This window comes from Varibaculum prostatecancerukia (assembly GCF_943169825.2).
GTDB lineage: Bacteria > Actinomycetota > Actinomycetes > Actinomycetales > Actinomycetaceae > Varibaculum > Varibaculum prostatecancerukia.
Genome location: NZ_OW968402.1, coordinates 1,078,261 through 1,097,344, shown reverse-complemented (window position 1 = coordinate 1,097,344; position 19,084 = coordinate 1,078,261). Strand labels below are relative to the sequence as shown.

General features: G+C 51.9%; 17 protein-coding genes. 3 read left to right on the top strand and 14 right to left on the bottom strand.

Annotated features, from left to right (window positions below):
• Positions 1–28 precede the first annotated feature (28 nt).
• The 8 genes from secG to uvrC all read right to left on the bottom strand — a co-directional run bounded on the left by secG (position 29) and on the right by uvrC (position 8,702).
• Complete coding sequence (gene secG, locus KO216_RS04710; protein WP_215523135.1) at positions 29–277, bottom strand: preprotein translocase subunit SecG; 249 nt, start codon at positions 275–277, stop codon at positions 29–31.
• 131 nt (positions 278–408) lie between these two features.
• On the bottom strand, positions 409–1,182 hold the full coding sequence (gene tpiA / locus KO216_RS04705; RefSeq protein WP_215523134.1) for a triose-phosphate isomerase: 774 nt from the start codon (positions 1,180–1,182) through the stop codon (positions 409–411).
• Between the two features lie 3 nt (positions 1,183–1,185).
• The gene (locus KO216_RS04700) at positions 1,186–2,382 is read right to left on the bottom strand and encodes a phosphoglycerate kinase (RefSeq protein ID WP_215523133.1); all 1,197 of its coding nucleotides are present in this window, start codon (positions 2,380–2,382) and stop codon (positions 1,186–1,188) included.
• Positions 2,383–2,494: 112 nt separating this feature from the next.
• Entirely contained in the window at positions 2,495–3,502 is a 1,008-nt protein-coding gene (gene gap / locus KO216_RS04695; protein WP_215523132.1) for a type I glyceraldehyde-3-phosphate dehydrogenase, read from the bottom strand.
• 224 nt (positions 3,503–3,726) lie between these two features.
• The gene (gene whiA, locus KO216_RS04690) at positions 3,727–4,704 is read right to left on the bottom strand and encodes a DNA-binding protein WhiA (RefSeq protein ID WP_215523131.1); all 978 of its coding nucleotides are present in this window, start codon (positions 4,702–4,704) and stop codon (positions 3,727–3,729) included.
• Between the two features lie 58 nt (positions 4,705–4,762).
• On the bottom strand, positions 4,763–5,761 hold the full coding sequence (locus KO216_RS04685) for a gluconeogenesis factor YvcK family protein (RefSeq protein WP_215523130.1): 999 nt from the start codon (positions 5,759–5,761) through the stop codon (positions 4,763–4,765).
• Positions 5,758–6,711: an RNase adapter RapZ gene (gene rapZ / locus KO216_RS04680; RefSeq protein ID WP_215523129.1), complete on the bottom strand. Its 954-nt coding sequence runs from the start codon at positions 6,709–6,711 to the stop codon at positions 5,758–5,760. Before rapZ ends, KO216_RS04685 begins: the two co-directional genes overlap by 4 nt.
• A 29-nt stretch (positions 6,712–6,740) precedes the next feature.
• Positions 6,741–8,702, bottom strand: coding sequence for an excinuclease ABC subunit UvrC (uvrC, locus tag KO216_RS04675; RefSeq protein ID WP_215523128.1), 1,962 nt, complete (start codon positions 8,700–8,702; stop codon positions 6,741–6,743).
• Between the two features lie 264 nt (positions 8,703–8,966).
• Here uvrC and gdhA point away from each other — a divergent pair, with 264 nt between their 5' ends.
• A complete protein-coding gene (gene gdhA / locus KO216_RS04670; RefSeq protein ID WP_215523127.1) occupies positions 8,967–10,304 on the top strand; it encodes an NADP-specific glutamate dehydrogenase in 1,338 nt (445 codons plus the stop codon).
• A gap of 16 nt (positions 10,305–10,320) precedes the next feature.
• Here gdhA and KO216_RS04665 read toward each other — a convergent pair whose 3' ends face one another.
• From KO216_RS04665 to KO216_RS04655, 3 genes are all read right to left on the bottom strand, one after another.
• Entirely contained in the window at positions 10,321–11,052 is a 732-nt protein-coding gene (locus KO216_RS04665; protein WP_215523126.1) for a zinc ribbon domain-containing protein, read from the bottom strand.
• An 11-nt stretch (positions 11,053–11,063) separates the two neighbouring features.
• Entirely contained in the window at positions 11,064–11,885 is an 822-nt protein-coding gene (locus KO216_RS04660; RefSeq protein WP_309547351.1) for a Nif3-like dinuclear metal center hexameric protein, read from the bottom strand.
• A 75-nt stretch (positions 11,886–11,960) separates the two neighbouring features.
• Positions 11,961–12,686 (bottom strand): Rv2576c family protein, encoded by a 726-nt coding sequence (locus KO216_RS04655; RefSeq protein WP_215523125.1) that lies wholly within the window; start codon positions 12,684–12,686, stop codon positions 11,961–11,963.
• 155 nt (positions 12,687–12,841) lie between these two features.
• Here KO216_RS04655 and KO216_RS04650 point away from each other — a divergent pair, with 155 nt between their 5' ends.
• Positions 12,842–14,326 carry a DUF1846 domain-containing protein gene (locus tag KO216_RS04650; RefSeq protein ID WP_215523124.1) on the top strand — a complete coding sequence of 495 codons (1,485 nt, stop codon included), beginning with the start codon at positions 12,842–12,844 and terminating at the stop codon, positions 14,324–14,326.
• A 15-nt stretch (positions 14,327–14,341) separates the two neighbouring features.
• Here the strand turns inward: KO216_RS04650 and KO216_RS04645 are convergent, their stop codons facing one another.
• The gene (locus tag KO216_RS04645) at positions 14,342–15,253 is read right to left on the bottom strand and encodes an AEC family transporter (RefSeq protein WP_215523123.1); all 912 of its coding nucleotides are present in this window, start codon (positions 15,251–15,253) and stop codon (positions 14,342–14,344) included.
• A 67-nt stretch (positions 15,254–15,320) separates the two neighbouring features.
• Positions 15,321–16,361, bottom strand: coding sequence for an aspartate carbamoyltransferase (gene pyrB, locus KO216_RS04640; protein WP_215523122.1), 1,041 nt, complete (start codon positions 16,359–16,361; stop codon positions 15,321–15,323).
• A 306-nt stretch (positions 16,362–16,667) separates the two neighbouring features.
• On the opposite strand from pyrB, the gene KO216_RS04635 reads away from it, so the two are divergent.
• Complete coding sequence (locus KO216_RS04635; RefSeq protein ID WP_251451858.1) at positions 16,668–17,588, top strand: DMT family transporter; 921 nt, start codon at positions 16,668–16,670, stop codon at positions 17,586–17,588.
• A 42-nt stretch (positions 17,589–17,630) separates the two neighbouring features.
• Here the strand turns inward: KO216_RS04635 and purF are convergent, their stop codons facing one another.
• Positions 17,631–19,082, bottom strand: coding sequence for an amidophosphoribosyltransferase (gene purF / locus KO216_RS04630; RefSeq protein ID WP_215523121.1), 1,452 nt, complete (start codon positions 19,080–19,082; stop codon positions 17,631–17,633).
• Between the last annotated feature and the right edge of the window lie 2 nt (positions 19,083–19,084).

Genomic DNA, 19,084 nt, shown 5'->3' with positions numbered 1-19,084 from the left:
TCTGGAAATCGTTTTATCCGGTTAGAATTTATGAAAATATTCGAGGCAAAAGCCCCAGAACAATGACGCTAATTAGCCAAATAATGGCGGTCACAATAGTGATGCGGTTAAGGTTACGCATGGCGACTCCGGAAGAGCCAGCACTAGAAGTGAGCCCTCCTCCGAACATATCGGATAAACCTCCACCTGATCCTTTATGCATCAAAATGGTGAGAATCAGAAACAAACTGGATAGCACCAGCACTACTTGCGCGATAATCTCGATTACGGTTTGCACTAAAGTCTTCTCCCAAAAATATATGAACAGCCCTAACTATAGCGTATTGGCGGCAGGTCATATTCGACCCGCCGCCAATACGTTAGCAACTTCACCGCTCAGAGGCGGTTAATTTCTACCTAAAAAATCTTCTAGTCGTCAAAACGAGCAATCTTAGAGAACTCTTCAGCCTTCAAGGAGGCTCCCCCTACCAGGGCACCGTCCACATTCGGTTTGGCCATAATCTCGGCTACGTTTGCTGATTTCACCGAACCACCGTAGAGTACCCGAATCGACTCGGCCACGTCAGCTGAATATAGCTCAGCCAGTTTCTCCCGAATCGCTCCACAAACTTCCTCAGCGTCCTCCGGAGTGGCGGTTTCACCAGTACCAATCGCCCAGATCGGTTCGTAGGCAACCACGGTATTAACCGCATCATCGGCGGAAATATCTTGGTAAGCACCTTCAATCTGTTTTACTACGTGGGTTACATGCTGGCCGGCTTTCCGTACTTCCAGACCTTCACCGCAGCAGATAATCGGGGTCATCCCGGCCTCTAAAGCGACCGCAGCTTTTTGCCCCACCAGTTCGTCACTCTCGTTGTGGTATTCACGCCGTTCAGAGTGTCCGACTACCACCCAAGAGCATCCCAGCTTGGTTAGCATCGAGGCCGAAATTTCACCGGTGTATGCGCCGGATTCATGCACAGACACATCTTGCGCACCGTAGGTGATCTTCAGGTTGTCTGATTCCACCACGGTCTGCACCGAACGAATATCGGTGAAAGGCGGAATTACTACCACATCATTGCGATAGTCGAAGCGGTGATCTTGCAGATCTAGAGCCAGTTCTTGAACCAAACGAGTTGCCTCCAAATGGTTCATATTCATTTTCCAGTTGCCAGCTAGCAATGGGGTACGAGTCATTATTTAATCCTCCAATACGGCAATACCCGGTAGGGTTTTACCTTCTAATAGTTCCAAAGAAGCTCCGCCACCAGTGGAAATATGGCTGAACTTAGTTTCATCAAATCCCAAGGTGCGCACCGCAGCGGCGGAATCTCCCCCGCCAATCACGCTAAAGCATTCTGAGTCGGCAAGTGCTTGCGCTACCGCTTTGGTACCTTCGCTAAAGGCCGCAAATTCGAACACCCCCATGGGGCCGTTCCAGGCTACCGTTTTAGCGGCTTTAATCTTATCCGCAAACAACTGGGCGGTCTTCGGGCCGATATCGAGACCCATTTGACCGGTGGGCATATTGTCGCAATCCACCAGAGTGGCGGGCGCGTCTGCCGCAAACTCCGGGGCGACCAAGGTGTCAACCGGAAGTAACAGATCGACCCCGCGGTCTTCAGCTTTTTGCATATAGCCTTTAACCGTTTCTATCTGGTCGGTTTCCAGTAGCGAGTTACCTACTTCGTAGCCTTTAGCGGCCAGGAAGGTGTAGGCCATGCCGCCACCTATAGCTAAGAAGTCAGCCTTTTCCAACAGGTTGGCAATAACGCCCAACTTGTCCGAAACCTTAGAGCCACCCAGGATAACGCCATAGGGACGCTCAGGGTTGTCAGTTGCCCGGCGTAAAGACTCGATTTCTTTTTCCACCAGGTACCCCGCCGCGGAAGGCAAGAGCTTAGCAATGTCATAAACCGAAGCTTGTTTGCGGTGCACTACCCCAAAACCATCAGAGACAAAGCAATCAGCCAATTGAGAATATTCTTTAGCTAGATCCTCGCGCTCGGCATCATCTTTGGAGTTTTCGCGGGGGTCAAAACGCACATTTTCGAGCAGTAATACCTGTCCATCTTTAAGCGCGGCTGCCTGTGCTTTGGCATCCTCGCCTACCGTATCTTTCGCCAGGACTACGTCCTGCCCCAGCAGTTCGCCTAGTCGCTTGGCAACCGGGGCCAAAGAAAACTCCGGGTTAACCTGTCCCTTAGGGCGACCTAGGTGCGCCATTACCACTACTTTCGCCCCGGCATCTACCAATGCCTTTAACGTAGGCAATGCGGCACGAATACGCCCGTCATCAGTGATTTTACCGTCTTTCAACGGTACGTTAAAGTCGGAGCGCACCAGAACTTTACGTCCGGCTAAGTCTCCTAAAGACTCAATACCTCTTAGAGCCATTATTTGCTTTACCTTTCTGCCACGTAGGGCATGAAGTGAGTGGATAAGAAGATTATGCCCGCCTGCCTGGAACAGGCAGGCGGGCATACCTTATGCATTACGTCGCATTAGTTTAGAGCTTTTCTCCTACCAGTTTGGTCAGGTTGACCAAGGAGTTGGAGTAGCCCCATTCATTGTCGTACCAAGAAACCACTTTCACCTGGCCATCGATAACCTTGGTTAAAGCGGAATCGAAGATCGAGGTGTGCGGATCGGTCACAATATCGGTGGATACTAGCGGCTCGTCATTGGAGTACGCCAGCACCCCTTTGAGCTCACCCTCAGCAGCTTTCTTCATCGCCGCGTTGATTTCTTCGGCGGTGCAGGGCTTGGAGGGGGTGAAGGTCAGGTCAGTAACCGAGCCGGTAGGTACCGGTACCCGTAGGGCGTAGCCGTCCAGCTTGCCTTTCAGTTCCGGTAGCACCAGCGATACTGCCTTGGCAGCACCGGTGGTGGTGGGCACAATGTTTAGCGCAGCAGCGCGGGCGCGACGCAGATCCTTGTGCGGAGCATCGTGCAGACGCTGATCGCCGGTGTAGGCGTGAATCGTGGTCATCAGGCCACGCTCAATCCCGAAGTTGTCATTTAGCACTTTTGCCATGGGAGCCAGGCAGTTGGTGGTGCAAGAAGCATTAGAAACAATGTTGTGCTTCTCGGGATCGTAATCGGTGTGGTTTACGCCCATTACGAAAGTAGCATCAACGTTCTTGCCGGGAGCTGAAATAATAACCTTCTTCGCTCCCCCTTCCAGGTGTGCCTTTGCCTTGGTGGCATCGGTGAAGAAGCCAGTGGATTCAATTACGATATCTGCTCCCACTTCGCTCCAGGGCAAGTTCGCGGGATCGCGCTCTTCGAAAGTTACAATCTTGTGGTCGCCTACGGTAATCGACTTTTCATCGAAGGTTACCTCGGCATCGAGACGCCCCAGGATCGAATCGTACTTTAGCAGGTGAGCTAGAGTCTTATTGTCGGTTAGGTCGTTAACGGCCACAACCTCGATATCGGCGCCCTGAGCCCGAATAGCCCGGAAAAAGTTACGGCCGATACGGCCAAAGCCATTGATTCCTACGCGGATGGTCACTATTATCCTCCTGAACTGCTGGTTTAACCAGCGGAGTCTACTTACTAGGTCAAGATTCTTGGCCAACCGGTAAGAACCAGCAGCCTCAATCTTGGGGGCGATCATCTTGAGCCGCCCTCTTAACCTCTACTTTACACGGGGTGACGCCCTTCCGCTTAGGTCTATTGTCGTTATTTACCCAGATTTTGGGCAGTGGAGGCTGTAATAGTGACTTTTACCATTGATTATTGTGCATCTTCTGCGTCCACCGCATCCTGGGTGGAGGGTATTCCCTGCTCATGTGCAGCCTTGTCTGCCATCGCTAGCAGCCGCCGGATCCGACCGGCTACCGCATCTTTAGTCAGCGGCGGATCCGCCTTTTGCCCCAATTCTTCCAAGGATGCTTCCTTATGCTGCAAGCGCAATTGGCCGGCTTGCAAAAGGTGCGCTGGGATATCTTCTCCCAGGATTTCAAAGGCACGTCGTACTCGGGCCCCTGCCGCCACTGCGGCCCGGGCGCTGCGTCGCAAGTTCGCGTCATCGAAATTAGCCAGGCGATTAACGGATCCCCGTACCTGATTGGTTTCCCGATTCTTTTCCCAGATTTCCTGAGCGCGCAATGCTCCCATAGCGGTTAGTAGTTTTGAGATTTGCTCCCCATCACGCACCACTACCCGGTCTTGTCCGCGTACCTGGCGAGATTTGGCGCTGACTCCCAACCGACGCGCGGCACCTACCAAAGCTAAGGCGGCCTCGGGACCGGGGCAGGTAACTTCTAAAGAACCGGAACGTCCCGGCTGCGATAAGGATCCGCGGGCCATAAATGCGCCCCGCCAAGTAGCCTTGGCGACTCCAAGATCGCCCGAAACCAGCCGCGGAGACAAACCGCGGATAGGGCGCCCGGCACGATCTATTAGACCGGTAAGGCGTGCTAGGTTTCCGGCATTTTCCACTATGCGAACCACGTAACGGTCATCGGCGCGAATCCCGCCGGCCCCTACCCGCACCACATCGGGATGGGCATCAAATAAATTTTCCAGACTGTCGACCAGCTGTTTCATTACCTTTACGTTGTCAACTTCTGCTTCCACCACGATATTGCGGTTAATCAGGTGAATCCCGCCCGCGAAACGCAAAATACTAGCCGTTTGCGCTTGCGCCTCAGACTGCTTAGCTATGGGTTTTTCCGCTAGCTCATTTTTAATATCTGAGGTCAAAGACATCTCGGCTTCCCTTTCCGCCCTAAATAGTGATTTGGTTTCTTTCTAACCGTCATTCTAACTAGATCTCGGGTACGCCCACTTCCGATAAATACCCCTGAAATGCGTCCCGCAAGGCGGCTGCTAGCCGCAAGGGATCATGTTGCTCCGAGGCGGATCCTGCCCTGACTTGCCGTATTACCAATTTAGCGCCCACAGATTCTGCAGCGCGTTCTAATTCATCGTCATCGTCAATCGCAGTGGGATCCACAATCACCACATCGATTTTCATCTCGGGCGCGAAATGCCGGAACGCGTCTATGTGTCCCGATAGCGTCAAATCTTCAGTTTCATCGGTATGGGGCTCAAGATTCATCACCATTACTTTCCCGGCCTCAGACTGTTGCAACGCCTCGGCAAGTTCGGGAACCAACAGATGGGGAATCACCGAGGTGTACCAGGATCCGGGGCCAAGGACGATTCCCTCTGCCTCCTGGATAGCCTGGATAGTTTGGGGACACACCCGCGGATGTGCAGGGCTAAGACGCACATCGACCACTTTCCCCGGAGCTTTAGCTGTCTTTGCCTGCCCATGCACAGTCCGTTTTTTGCCATCCAGGACTAAATCGGCCTCAATCTCCATGGGATCAGCGCACATCGGGAGTACTTTCCCCTCACAATTAAGCAGCCTCGCCACCCAATCTAGACCTTCAACCGCGTCCCCTAATAAATCCCACATGGTCACGATTAAAAGATTTCCCAGGGCGTGGTTATCGAGAGGACCGTCGGAACTGAAACGATGTTGCATAGCATCACGCCAGGTAAGACCCCAGTCAGTGTCGTCGCATAGCGCTGCTAGCGCCATGCGCAAATCTCCGGGAGGAAGCACTCCTAGTTCTTCCCGCAAACGTCCCGAAGAACCTCCATCATCAGCTACGGTCACCACCGCGGTTAGTTGCCGCGTAATATGCCGGAGAGCGCGCAAAGTGGCCGAAAGACCATGCCCGCCTCCGAGAGCCACAATATTGGGGCCGGTCCAGCCGCGAGTCATCCAACCATCTGAATCTAGTAACGTTCTCATTCCAACCCCAGATCTCTATGTACGGTACGCACCGGCAATCCTTGGGCGCGGAAGAGTTCACTCATTTTTTCCGTTAAGGCTACCGAACGATGCTGACCGCCGGTGCAGCCGACCGCAATAGTAACAAATGGTTTTAGTTCCGTGAGATAACCGTCGAAAATCGGGGTCAACAGGTTCACCATTTTTTCCGCAAATTCCGCAGCTCCCGGCTGTTCTAGAACATATTTAGCGACTGGCGCGTCCTTGCCCGTGAGATGGCGCAATTCGTTTACCCAATAAGGGTTAGCCAAGAAACGTACGTCGCATACCCAATCGGCATCTAGGGGGATCCCGTTCTTAAATCCGAAGGACATTACGGTCAGCTTCATGGGACGATCGCCTTCGCCGGCCACCACATCGCGCATATGGCGGTTCAGATCATGGACGTTCATATTGGTGGTGTCGATTAAAGCATCGGCGCGAGTACGAATCGGAGCCAATATCCGCCGTTCTGCTCGAATTCCATCCAGGATCCGCCCTCCCTCTTGCAAGGGGTGAGGACGGCGATTCGACTCGTAGCGGCGCACCAGGACACGCTCATCGGCATCTAGGAACACTAGCTGGTAGCGGATATTCCGCCGCGAAAGTTCGTCCAGGGCACGTTGAAACTTAGAGAACAGTTCCCCGCTACGCACATCTACTATGGCGGCTAGTCGGTGAATACCTTCACCTTCCGGGGTCATCATGTCGGCAAAGGGCAACAACATGGCAGGTGGCAGATTGTCGACCACGTACCAGTCCAGATCCTCTAGGGCCTTTCCGGCTCGTGAGCGGCCAGCTCCCGACATCCCGGTAATAATAATCATCTCGGGAACATTGGCCTCCCGCGGCGGAGCAATTTCATCAAGTATGGGCACTCCCTCGGGCACAGTAGGCGGGGAAGATTCGTAGTGTGGCTGAGCTTCATCCATGCTCTAAGTATGCTACGAAGCGCGCCCAGTTACCGGCTATCGGCGAGGGATTGGAAAATCTGCTTCGCCATTACCTCTCCGATGCCGGTTACTTCCGCGATTTCACTCTCCTCGGCCGCCTTGAGACGCTTTAGGGAGCCAAAGTGTTTTAACAAGGCTTTTTGTCGCACTGGCCCTAAACCCGGAACCGTATCCAACAATGATTTTCGCACGGTTTTTCCCCGTTTTTTCCGATGCGCAGTAATCGCAAAGCGATGGGACTCATCGCGCAAATACTGCAAAAGATAAAGCGCAGGCGAGGTACGAGGCAAAATAACTGGGAAATCGGCTCCCGGGAGCCACACTTCTTCTAGGCGTTTAGCTAATCCAATTACGCTCACATTGGCGCCTGCTTCTTCCAACGCCTTTTGAGCCGCGTTCACCTGGGGGGCTCCCCCGTCTACCACGATTAAATCCGGAGGATAGGAAAAACGTCGCAAACTTAGTTCCCCGGGGCTTTCTGCGCTCACTAGCTCTTTTTGTGCCTGCTCTTGTTCTTGGCGCAACCTAGCAAACCGCCGCGTAAGCACTTCATTCATGGCTTTAGTATCGTCGGCGGAATCCGCGGGGGTGCTTTGGATGTTAAAGCTGCGGTAGGCACGTTTTAGGGGCGCTCCGTCCTCGAATACCACCATTGATCCCACCTGGTGAGCACCTTGGGTATGGGAAATATCGTAACCTTCTATCCTGAGAGGAGCATCGGCTAAATCTAAATATTCTTGCAGCTCACGCAAGGCTTCGGAACGCTGAGTTAAATCTCCAACCCGTTTGGTTTTATGTAGTCGCAAAGCTTGCGCAGCATTTTCGGCCACAGTTTTCATCAGCGAGTGTTTAGCTCCCCGTTTGGGCACCCGTATCTGGACCTTCTTACCCCGGATCTCACTTAGCCAGGCAGCCAGGGTTGGTGCGTTCGCCGGCATCATCGGCATCAATATCTCGGAGGGAATCGCTTGGGTGGGGGTATGTTCCACATCGTCTACGCTTTTGGCGGGAGCTACCGCTTTATTTAACTGCCGGTATTCACCGTAAATCTGCTCTAAAAAACTCTCTAGCATTTCCGGCAAATCGCTATCTTCCGGGGTGTCTACCACCCAGCCGCGTTCACCTCGGATTCTGCCGGCACGTACATAAAACACCTGCACAATCATTTCCAGGTCATCTTTGGCGAAGGCATATACATCCGCGTCAACACTCTCGTCCAGTACTACCGTATTTTTTTCTCTAACTTTTTCGAGGGCGCGCAACTGGTCTCGTACTTTCGCTGCCTGTTCAAAGTCCAGGCGAGAGGCAGCCGCCTCCATTTCGTGTCGAAGGTGGGAAGTAAAGGGCTCAGTTTTTCCGTCTAAAAAAGCGCTGACCTGCTCGGCTAAGTTTCGGTAATCTTCGATAGAAATCCGTCCTACACAGGGGGCAGCGCATTTATCGATATATCCCTCTAGGCAGGGACGCCCCAATGCCTGGGCGCGGTTGAAAACTCCTTTGGTACATGAACGCAAAGGGAAAACTTTGCGCAATAAATCCATAGTTTCTCGAATCGCCCAGACTTGGGTGTAAGGGCCAAAATAACGCGAGTTAGCTCGTCGGCGTTCCCGGGTTATGTGTATACGGGGAAAGTCTTCCCCCATAGTTAAGGCCAGGTAGGGATAGGATTTATCATCCCGATACATCACGTTGAAACGAGGAGCGAACTCTTTGATCCAGGAATATTCCAGAGACAGCGCCTCGAGTTCATTATCAACCGTGATCCATTTAACCGCTGCCCCAGTAGTCACCATTTTCCGGGTGCGCGGATGCAGAGAATCTAGGGGTTGAAAATAGTTAGCTAGCCGATTGCGTAGGTTAACAGCTTTACCTACATAGATAACCCTGCCGTTTTTATCTAGAAAACGATAGACCCCGGGACTGGGAGGAATATCTGCCGGATTTGGCCGGTAAGATGCAGGATCAGCCATGTTTTCCAGGATACCTGCCTTAAGACTGCTGGTTAAGCGCCTCGACACTGTTCACCTCAAAGCAATAGGAGCTTTGAAGCTAAAATCTGCGCCCTAAGTCCTACTATCCTCTTTAAAAAATGTGAGAAAGGCAAAAAAGTTAATGCTTTAGTCAAAATGTGGATAGCGGTGGTAAAGCTTCGGCGAAAAATGAAACCCTAAAGGAGTAGCGCGCTTCGTTCCGTAAAGGCGAACGAGGCTCACCGACAAAGTAAGGAGCCGCTGATGAGCAGTGTTGTGGAAGCCGTTTACGACGAGGTTCTTGATCGTAACCCCAATGAACCCGAGTTTCACCAGGCAGTTAGGGAAATCCTGGAATCGATTGGACCGGCGGTAGAAAAACATCCCGAGTTCGTTGAAACTAAGCTTTTGGATCGCCTGGTGGAGCCAGAACGCCAGATTCTTTTCCGAGTTCCCTGGGTAGATGACAATGGAGAAGTCCAAGTAAATCGAGGTTACCGCATCGAGTTCAATTCTGCGCTTGGCCCCTATAAGGGCGGTTTACGTTTCCACCGCTCCGTCAACCGTTCGATTCTGAAGTTCTTAGGCTTTGAACAAATTTTCAAGAACGCCCTCACCGGTCAAGGTATCGGGGGTGGCAAGGGGGGCTCGGACTTTGATCCCCACGGTCGCTCCGACACCGAAGTGATGCGTTTTTGTCAGCAATTCATGACCGAGCTTTACCGCCACATCGGCGAATACACCGATATTCCCGCTGGTGACATCGGAGTTGGCGGGCGCGAAATTGGTTACCTCTTCGGAATGTATAAGCGGCTAACCAACCGCTTTGAAACCGGAGTCTTAACCGGCAAATCCCTGTCCTGGGGCGGATCGCAAGCACGCCCGGAAGCTACCGGCTATGGCACCGTGCTATTTGCTCAAAGAATGTTGCAAACTCGCGGTGCCGATATGGAAGGCCAACGAGTCATGATTTCCGGGGCGGGTAACGTCGCCATTTATGCGGTTGAAAAAGCTGAGCAGCTAGGCGCGAAGGTTGTGACTGTTTCGGATTCCTCTGGCTGGGTACTTGATGAGGACGGAATCGACGTCCAGCTACTCAAGCAAATTAAAGAGGTCGAGCGCGGCCGGCTCACTGAATATGCAGATCGCAAACCTGGGGTCAGCTATCATTCTGGTTCCAAGCCCTGGGCAGTTGGGGGAACAGTCGCGCTACCTTGCGCCACCCAAAATGAACTGACCTCTAAAGATGCTAAGCGGCTGCTAGATGGCGGGGTCAAAGTGGTTGCCGAGGGCGCGAATATGCCCTGCACCCCCAACGCCACTGAGCTGTTCCAAGATGCCGGAGTCCTATTTGCTCCCGGTAAAGCGGCCAACGCCGGCGGGGTGGCCACCTCGGCCTTGGAGATGAGCCAAAACGCGGCGCGTGCCTCTTGGAGCTTTGAAAAGGTCGAAAAAGAACTCACCAAGATCATGCACACCATTCATGACGAATGTGCGCAAACTGCCGAAGAATATGGGCAGGCTGGCAACTACGTAGTCGGCGCAAATATCAACAGCTTCCTCAAGGTTGCGAACGCCATGACGGAACAAGGCATCGTCTAATAAATAAAAATAGCGACTACTGCGGGCAGCGGATCAGCAGATAGCCTTCATCTTCGGAGGTAATAACTTCTTCTGGTTTAGCTGCCCGCAAGTGCGCGGTTTCGGCTACCGAAAAAGACAAGTCGTATCCTACTGGCCGGCCAGCAACTACCTTAACGGCCCCCACCCCGCCGGTTCGCTCGCGAATATGTTCATATAGATCTAGAAGGTCCGCATCCAAACCAGCAGCTTTCTGGGCTCGCTCGCTTACTAGCTGCTCTAGCTGAGCACTAATCTGGGAGTTTTCCGCCCCTACTTCACCCTCAAGCCGGGTGATTTCCCGGGCATACTCGGCTTTGCGTTGGGCGATTTCTTCCTCGATGCTCTCCAGCTGTTCCATCCCGTCCATTACGGTTAACATTTGCTCTTCTAGGTCGTGAGAGCGGTTTTTCATCTGCTGGATTTCTTCTTGCAAATTAACCAACTCTTTGGGTGAGCCCTGTCCATTATCCAAGCGCTCCTGCTGGATTTTTTGGCGGTTCTCAATAGCCGCCAAATCATTTTCTAGACCCGTAATTTCCCTCTTCTTATCGGCTTGCAGCGCCGACAGCTTAGTTTTCTTAGTGTCCAGTATCCGGTCTTTTTCTTTCAGCTCTGCTAACTGGGCGAGCTGCGGCATTTTCTTTAACCGAAACTGCAACTTGGCGATTTTACTATCTAGCTCTTGTAAATCCAGTAGAGCCAGCTGATCTTTCCAGGGTGCTTCCATCACCATCTCCTTTAGCGATCCTCATTGTCCGGGCTAATCCGCGCCGCCCACGGGTCGGTGCAAATCCGGGAAATCATTACTTCAATTTCCTCCGGGAAACTCTCCTGTAGCATGCGCGCGCACCCCGGCACCCATGGCCATTCACTGGCCCAGTGAGTAGCACAAATCAGATAAGGTTTCCCGCCTTCTAAATGCTCTGAGGCCGGATGATGTCGCAAATCCGCACAAATGTAAACATCCGCGCCCGCGTGACGCGCATCCCCTAAGAAAGAATCCCCGCTACCTCCGCTAACCGCGATAGTGCTTACTAGGGCATCTAGATCTCCCCCAACTAGGATTCCTGCCGGACAGGCAGGAAGGCTCTGCGCCACTTTTTTAGCAAATTCTTTTAGAGGCATAGGGACAGGTAAGCGCCCGATCCGTCCGCTACCAGTATTTTCGCTAAGCGGAATTAGCGGACGGGTATCTTCGAGCCCCACTGTTCGTGCTAGGCAATCGGCTACCCCGCCGGCAGCAGAATCAGCATTCGTGTGGGCGTTAAACAGCGCAATCCCATTTTCAATTAACCGGTGTACCAGGCTTCCCTTCGGGTCGGTAGCTGCCACAAAAGAAGTTCCCCGCAAGTAGAGCGGGTGGTGGGTAACAATCAGCTGCGCTCCGTGCTCAATTGCTTCCGCGAGTACCTTCTCCACCGGATCAACTGCCACTAAAACCTTATCTATCTGGGAAGACGGTCGCCCTACGATTAAACCTACGCGGTCCCAATCTTCGGCTAAATCAGGAGGATAAACTTCCTCCAGACGCTCCACAATACTGCTTAATTTAATACTCACATCTCGAGTCTAATAGACGAAGGGGAACGTTGAGGACGAACCTCGCGCCCCGTTACCAAGCAATCTTTATTTCGCCTAATCTGCCTCATAGTCTTCATCGCAAGAAACTGAGTACTCACCGTCGCTCTTTTTAACGGTTTTACCATCAATTTTAATTTCGCAGGTCATAATATGCGTGTTTTCAAAATCATCTTTTTCGGGAGTCACTGAAACTTGCAAATATGCAAAATCGTCCTCGAGGTTATAGCTCTTGGTCCAGGCGCTCTCGCCACCGGCAAATTTTTCTTGATGGCTACCAAGATTATCGGAAAATCTGATTTTTACCGGAAAGTCAGCAGTCACAATATATTCAACTTTCGGCATGGAATCGCTCTTGCTTTCCCCCTCATCACTGGATGCTGAAGTGGAAACGCTGCTCGAGGTACTCGTGACACTCCTGGAAGCAGAGTTAATCCCGATCCCAATCCCGATCGCTAAAACTACCCCTAACAGTGCGATCACCGCTGCTAAGATGCCAACCACCAAACCAGGTCTAGATTTTTTGGCAGATTTAGCTTCCCCCTCCCACTGGTTAAAACCCTGTGGGCTTGCCGGCTGCTGCCAGGATTCCCCAAACGAGTTATTTGGCGGTTCGCCGTTCAACGAGTAGGACTGTCCACCTTGGAAAGATCCCTCCTGAGCGGATCCCTGATTAAAGGAGGAGCTAGCGGGAGAGTCTGAGGAGGGAAATGGGGAATTCTCCTGGTCAAAGCCGCTTCGAGGATCTTCTGAGGGAAACTGGGGGTTATTGTTATTTGTCATACAAACATTTTATAGAGCAGTTTTCTCAAACGCACTCTGAAAAGCAAAAAGTTAGGAAACGCTGTTCTCTTCTAGGTTTACCCCCGGCGCCTGCAGACACTATTATGGGTAAGGGCGCCTTGCTCCCCGCTAACTTGTAAGACAGGAAGGGCGCAATGCGTATTGGTTTTGATTCAGAGCGGTATATTTCTTCGCAATCGGAGCATATTGATGAGCGCCGCAAACATATAGGCGGCAAGCTGTACCTGGAGATGGGCGGAAAGCTTTTCGACGACTTCCATGCCTCTCGGGTGCTACCGGGATTTACCCCCGATAACAAAATTTCGATGTTGGAACGTCTGCGGGACGAAATGGAGATCATTGTGGCGATTAACGCCAAAGATCTCAATCGCCAGAAAATTCGCGCCGATCTCGGGATTCCCTATGAGCAAGATGTTCTCCGCCTAGTTGATGTATTTCGCGAACGCGGCTTCCTAGTCGAAAACATTGTTTTGACCCAGATGGAAGAAGATAACCACAACGCCAAGTTATTCAAAGAACGTCTAGAGCGTTCAGGACTAAAAGTTGCACAGCACTACCCGATTCCCGGTTACCCCTCCAATACTGGGCTGATTGTTTCTGAGGACGGTTTCGGACGCAATGAATATGTAGAAACTACCCGTGACTTGGTGGTAGTAACTGCTCCGGGACCAGGATCTGGAAAACTGGCAACTTGTCTCTCGCAGATTTACCACGAATATAAACGGGGTATAAAAGCTGGCTACGCCAAGTTTGAAACTTTCCCAATTTGGAATCTACCTCTAGACCATCCGGTGAATCTCGCCTATGAGGCGGCCACTGCTGACCTGGACGATGTCAATATGATTGACCCCTTCCACCTGCAGGCCTACGGAAAACAGGCAGTTAACTATAACCGGGATGTAGAAGTTTTCCCGCTACTACGCTCCCTGCTGCAGCAACTGGCAGGTTCTTGCCCCTATCAGTCGCCCACCGATATGGGCGTTAATATGGTGGGCTTTTGTATCAGCGATGATTTAGTTTGCCAGGAGGCCGCCAAACAAGAAGTGGTGCGCCGTTACTATCACGCCTTGGGTAATGAGGAAGCCACGCATGCCGATCCCATCGAATCGCACCGGATTGCGATGACTATGGCAAAACTGGGGATCACTAAAGAGTATCGTTACGTGGTACGACCTGCTTTAAATCTGGAGGCCGAAACCGGAGCTCCGGCGGCAGCTATGCAGCTGAGCGATGGGCGGATTATTACCGGTAAGACTTCTCCCCTGTTGGGATGCTGTTCTGCCATGTTGCTTAATGCTTTGAAGTTTTTGGCGGGTATTGACGACGAGGTACAACTGCTGGCGCCTTCGTCAATCAAACCAATTCAGACCTTAAAAGTTGAACATCTCGGGGCACGTAATCCGCGGCTGCATACTGATGAGGTTTTGATTGCGCTATCAGTTTCGGCTGACACCGATGAAAATGCTCGCAAAGCCCTAGATGAACTGGTGCATTTGCGTGGCAGTGAAGTGCATACCACCACCATTTTGGGTTCGGTAGACACCGAGATTTTTCGAAATCTAGGGTTGCAGGTAACTTCGGAACCGGTTTATGCCCGCAAAACCTTATTTAAAAAGTAGGGCATCCGCATAGCTTTAGGTTAAAAGCGCCGCTATGACTACTACCGCCGGCACAAATAGGGCGGTGGTGACCATGATGCCCCCTTGGGCAACCTGCTCACCAGCTTTCGCGCGAGTAGCCGCTACGAAACAGTTTTGCGCCGAGGGCATAGCCGCCATGACGGTTACTGCTAGCAGTGCGTGTCCGCTTAGCCCCAGCATCGTTCCTACGCTCCAAGCTAGCAGGGGATGCAGGACTTCTTTGCAGACCGCCACCAGGCTAACGGTTTTCCAATTGAGTTCTTTGGGACGCATATCTTTTAGGGACGCCCCGAAAGCCAGCAACACCATCGCCGGTGCGGCTGATCCCACCAGATCGGCTAAAGATGAAATCAGGCTAGGAACGGGAATCTGCGTAGCATTTACTGCCAAGGCCAGCATCACCGCAATCACCATGGGATTGGTGAAAACCATTTTGGTTGCCAAGCCAATCGAAAGCTTTTTCTTACTGGCCGCCAGGTCAATCATCACAAAAGAAAAAGGAGTTAGGAAGCAGAGTTGAAAAATGATTACCGGCGCCACTGCGGAAGTATTACCCAGAACGTAGGCAGCCACCGGGATCCCAATATGAGCGGCATTAGTTACCGAAGAGCTCATAGTGGCCACGGCTCGTTCAACTCTCTGCATTCGGGCAATCAACGCCAAAACCGCAAATATTAAGGCCACCGTGCACCCGGAACTAGCGGCAACTACCAGGGGTTTTCCGATAGCTCCCGCCAAAGGAGAGCTAGAAACCGTACGGAAAATCAGCGCGGGAGTTGCCACCCAGTAAACAATCAACGCGAGTGCGTCAATCACCTCGCGGTTCATAATGTGTCGGATCCGCAGCAACCATCCAATAGCTACTACCGCGCAAATCGCCGCTAACCCCTGGATTACTCCTGCCATGTTTTCAGGTTACGCGGGTAAGAAACCGGAAGCTAAACTCCGGTTGTTATCTGAGAAAAGCTTTCGCTTAACCTTCAGGGCTAACTTTCCAGATTTTTTGTTTAGTTTTGGCCTGCACAAGTTCTTTGCCAACCCCCATAGTGGTTAGGAACATCGCCATCCGCACCAAAACCCCATTATCGGTTTGTTTGAAGATCGATAGTCCGGGCAAATCGTCTACATCAGTCGAGAGGTCAAGGGCGTTGGGGCGTGAATCTCGAGGCAACGGGTGGCAAATAATAATCTCGCTGGCTCCGGCCTCTTCCAACATGGCTTTATCTAAAAGGCAGCCTTGCAGCTGGGTGGACTTAGCCATTTCCTTAGTCATGCGTTCACGCTGCACCCGAGTGGCATAAACCGTATCCGCGCCCTCCAAAGCCTCAATCTGATTATTGCAATAGATCACCTCACCGCCGCGACTAAGCGCATATTCGGCGATTTCGTCGGGAAGTTCTAGCGAAGGCGGAGAAAACAAGCGGAAAGTTACTCCCTCGTACAGGCTCATCAGTTTCATGAGGGAATGGACGGTACGTCCGTATTTCAAATCCCCCATAATCGCAATGGTGCAACCGTCCAGGGATTTATCCCGTTTACGCAGCTCCTTGCGCATCGTAAACACATCTAGGAGCGCTTGGGAGGGGTGTTCCCCGGAGCCATCTCCCGCGTTTAACACCGGTACTACCGAGTGGCGGGCAAACTCTGCTACCGAACCAGCATCGGGGTGGCGCACCACTAAAACATCTGTGAATCCGGAAACCACCCGGGAAGTATCGGCAATGGATTCTCCTTTCGCCATGGAAGAAAAAGTAAAACCGGTAGTCGTTTCTACTTCTCCGCCTAGACGCAGGAAGGCAGATTCAAAAGAGAGTCGGGTACGGGTGGAGGGCTCGAAGAACAGGGAGCACAGCACTGCCCCATCGAGGACGGTGCAGATTTGTTTGCGCTGAGCAATCGGGCGTAAGAACTCTGCGAGATCAAAAAGTTCCCCTAGGTTTTCACGATCGAACTGTCCCACCGAAATCAGGTGTTGACCTACCCCGAAACGCGGGAAATCATAGTCTTCCGGCATATTATTGCCCTTTCCATGAGTGTTTTTGATAAAAAAATACCCCGCCGCAGCGGGGTGGAATTGGAAACAGAAACCTCAGGTAGTTGCCGGCACCGTCTGGTTCCCATCACGCTCCTAACGTTTTCCTGAAGGGAAGAATAGCACACCGCTGGCCTCGCCGGCTCCTACAACCCAGCTCGTGGTAGATTTTGTGTTTTCTTTCTCCCTGTCACTTATTTCAAGGTGCTCGAGTACACACCGCTGCAAATAGATTTAGTCCCGCTTTGGCTCCTAGAATCGAGTGACGGTCAAAATCTAGGGGGAAAAGTGAAGGGACTCAATCGCTACTATCTGCAGTCTTTAGCAGTTTTAGCGCTGATACTAACCACCGCTTTTTGGGGGTCTACCTTTTTCCTGATCAAAGACCTTTTAACCTCTATGACTACGCTATCTTTCCTAGGGGTGAGATTCGTAATAGCCGGTGCGCTTTCGGCAGTGATATTTTTTCCTCGCTTAAAAAGAGCAAACCGAAAAGTCTGGCAACATGCTTTTTCTCTAGGGGCAGTGTATTCCGCGGCACAAGTCTTACAAACCAAGGGTTTAGAGACTGCCGATGCCTCCGTAGTGGGTTTCATTACCGGACTATATGTAGTAATAACCCCCCTGCTGGTATGGCTACTTTTTAGAGAAAAAATTAAACCCGTGAACCTGGTAGCTGCCCTAGTGGCAATGGCGGGGCTAATGGTTTTGAGTCTAAACGGTCTCTCTATTGGCTTCGGGGAACTATTAACTTTGGCAGGAGCAGCTCTTTTTGCCCTCCACATCGTGCTCACCGCCCGCTGGGCCGCCAAAGACGACCCCATAACCTTGGCAGCCATCCAATTAATCGCCATTGGAGTTTTCTGCTTTGCAGCTGCACTACCCTTTGGAGTGCAATTACCGCGAGGCGCTAGACAATGGACCGTGTTGCTGTACACGGTAGTGTTCGCGGCCATTGGAGCCTTGATTATGCAGACCTGGGCACAGCGACACATTCGTCCTACCAAGGCAGCGGTAGTAATGACTATGGAACCGGTATTTGCTGCCGCCTTTGCAGTCCTTTTTGGGGGCGAGGACGTGACTTTGCGAATGGTCATCGGGGGCGCCCTAGTAGTTTCCGCTATGCTCGCAACCGAATTAATCCCCGCCTATCGTGCCCGCGATAAAATTCGCGCAGCTAAAGAAGCGAACCCCGAAAGCACCCTTTAGCAGCGGCGAATGCTGAAATATCAACCAGGTAAAACTAGAGTTCTAGACAGAAAAGTTCTTTTGAATCTCGGTTTGGGTCTCTAGGTATTCTTTTTCGTAACTACCTAGCCCTGCTGGGTAGTGACCGGCGAAAGAATCCATACAAAGACCGCCGTAAGCACCGGGCAGATCCAGACCGACTGATGCCACCAACCCGGGTATCGATAGATATCCCAGGGAATCAGCCCCTAAATGGACTTGCAGCTCCTCAACATCCATATGAGCGCTAATTAGTTCTGCAGAATTAGAAACATCTATCCCATAAAAACTGGGGAAAATAAACTCCGGTGAAGCGATCCGCACATGTACCTCGCGGGCACCAGCATCTTTGAGGAGCTGCACGATTCTGCGGGAAGTGGTGCCGCGAACAATGGAGTCATCTACCATCACCACCGATTTACCTTCCACAATCCCTTTGACCGCAGACAGCTTCATCAGCACGCCCTTTTCTCGCAGCGACTGTTTCGGCTGGATAAAGGTGCGGGTCACGTATTGGTTCTTTACCAAACCCATCTCATAGGGCAGGTGTGCAGCCTCCGCATAGCCCGAGGCCGCGGAAAGTGAGGAGTTAGGAACCCCGATCACGATATCGGCACCCGGAGTAGGCTGTTCCTGCGCTAAAGTCATCCCGCACTGTTTGCGCACCGCATGAACGTTTTTACCTAGGATATTGGAATCGGGACGAGCAAAATAAATATATTCCATCGCGGCTACGCAAGTATCGGCCGGCGGGCAGTAGCGTTCAATTTTTAGCCCGTCCTCATTGATGATCGCGATTTCCCCGCCGCGTAGATCCCGATAGAACTCGGCCCCGATTAGATCCAAGGCACAGGTTTCGCTGGCTATCACCCAGCCATTCCGAGTCTTCATTTTTCCGATCACCAGAGGGCGCAGGCAGTGGGGATCCACAATCCCGTACATGGTGTCGTCATTCATAATCAGGTAGCTGAAACCTCCCCGCAAGCGCTGTAAGGCGGCGCAGAGCCGTTCATAGAAGCTACCCTGCTCTCGCATTATCAGGTGCATCAAGACTTCAGAATCCGAGTTGGAGTTAAATAAAGATCCTTGTCGTTCTAACTCAATTTTTAGATCCGGGGAATTCACCAGGTTGCCGTTATGTGCTAGGGCAATATTCCCGTTATGCATATGAAATACGAAGGGCTGCAGATTACAGCTCCAATTATTGCCGGAAGTCGAGTAACGCACATGCCCGATACCGCAAGAACCTTTCAACTTACTGAGACGTATGGGATCGTCAAAAACTTCGGTGACCAGTCCTTTAGCTTTCTTGACTCGAATAGTTTCGCCATCGGAGACCGCTATTCCCGCGCCCTCTTGCCCGCGATGCTGCAAAGCATGCAGACCGTAGTAAATCAGGCTAGAGGCATCGGGAGAACCATAGACCCCGAAAACTCCGCACTCGTCCCCTAGGTTATTTACGATTTGTGCCTTCAATT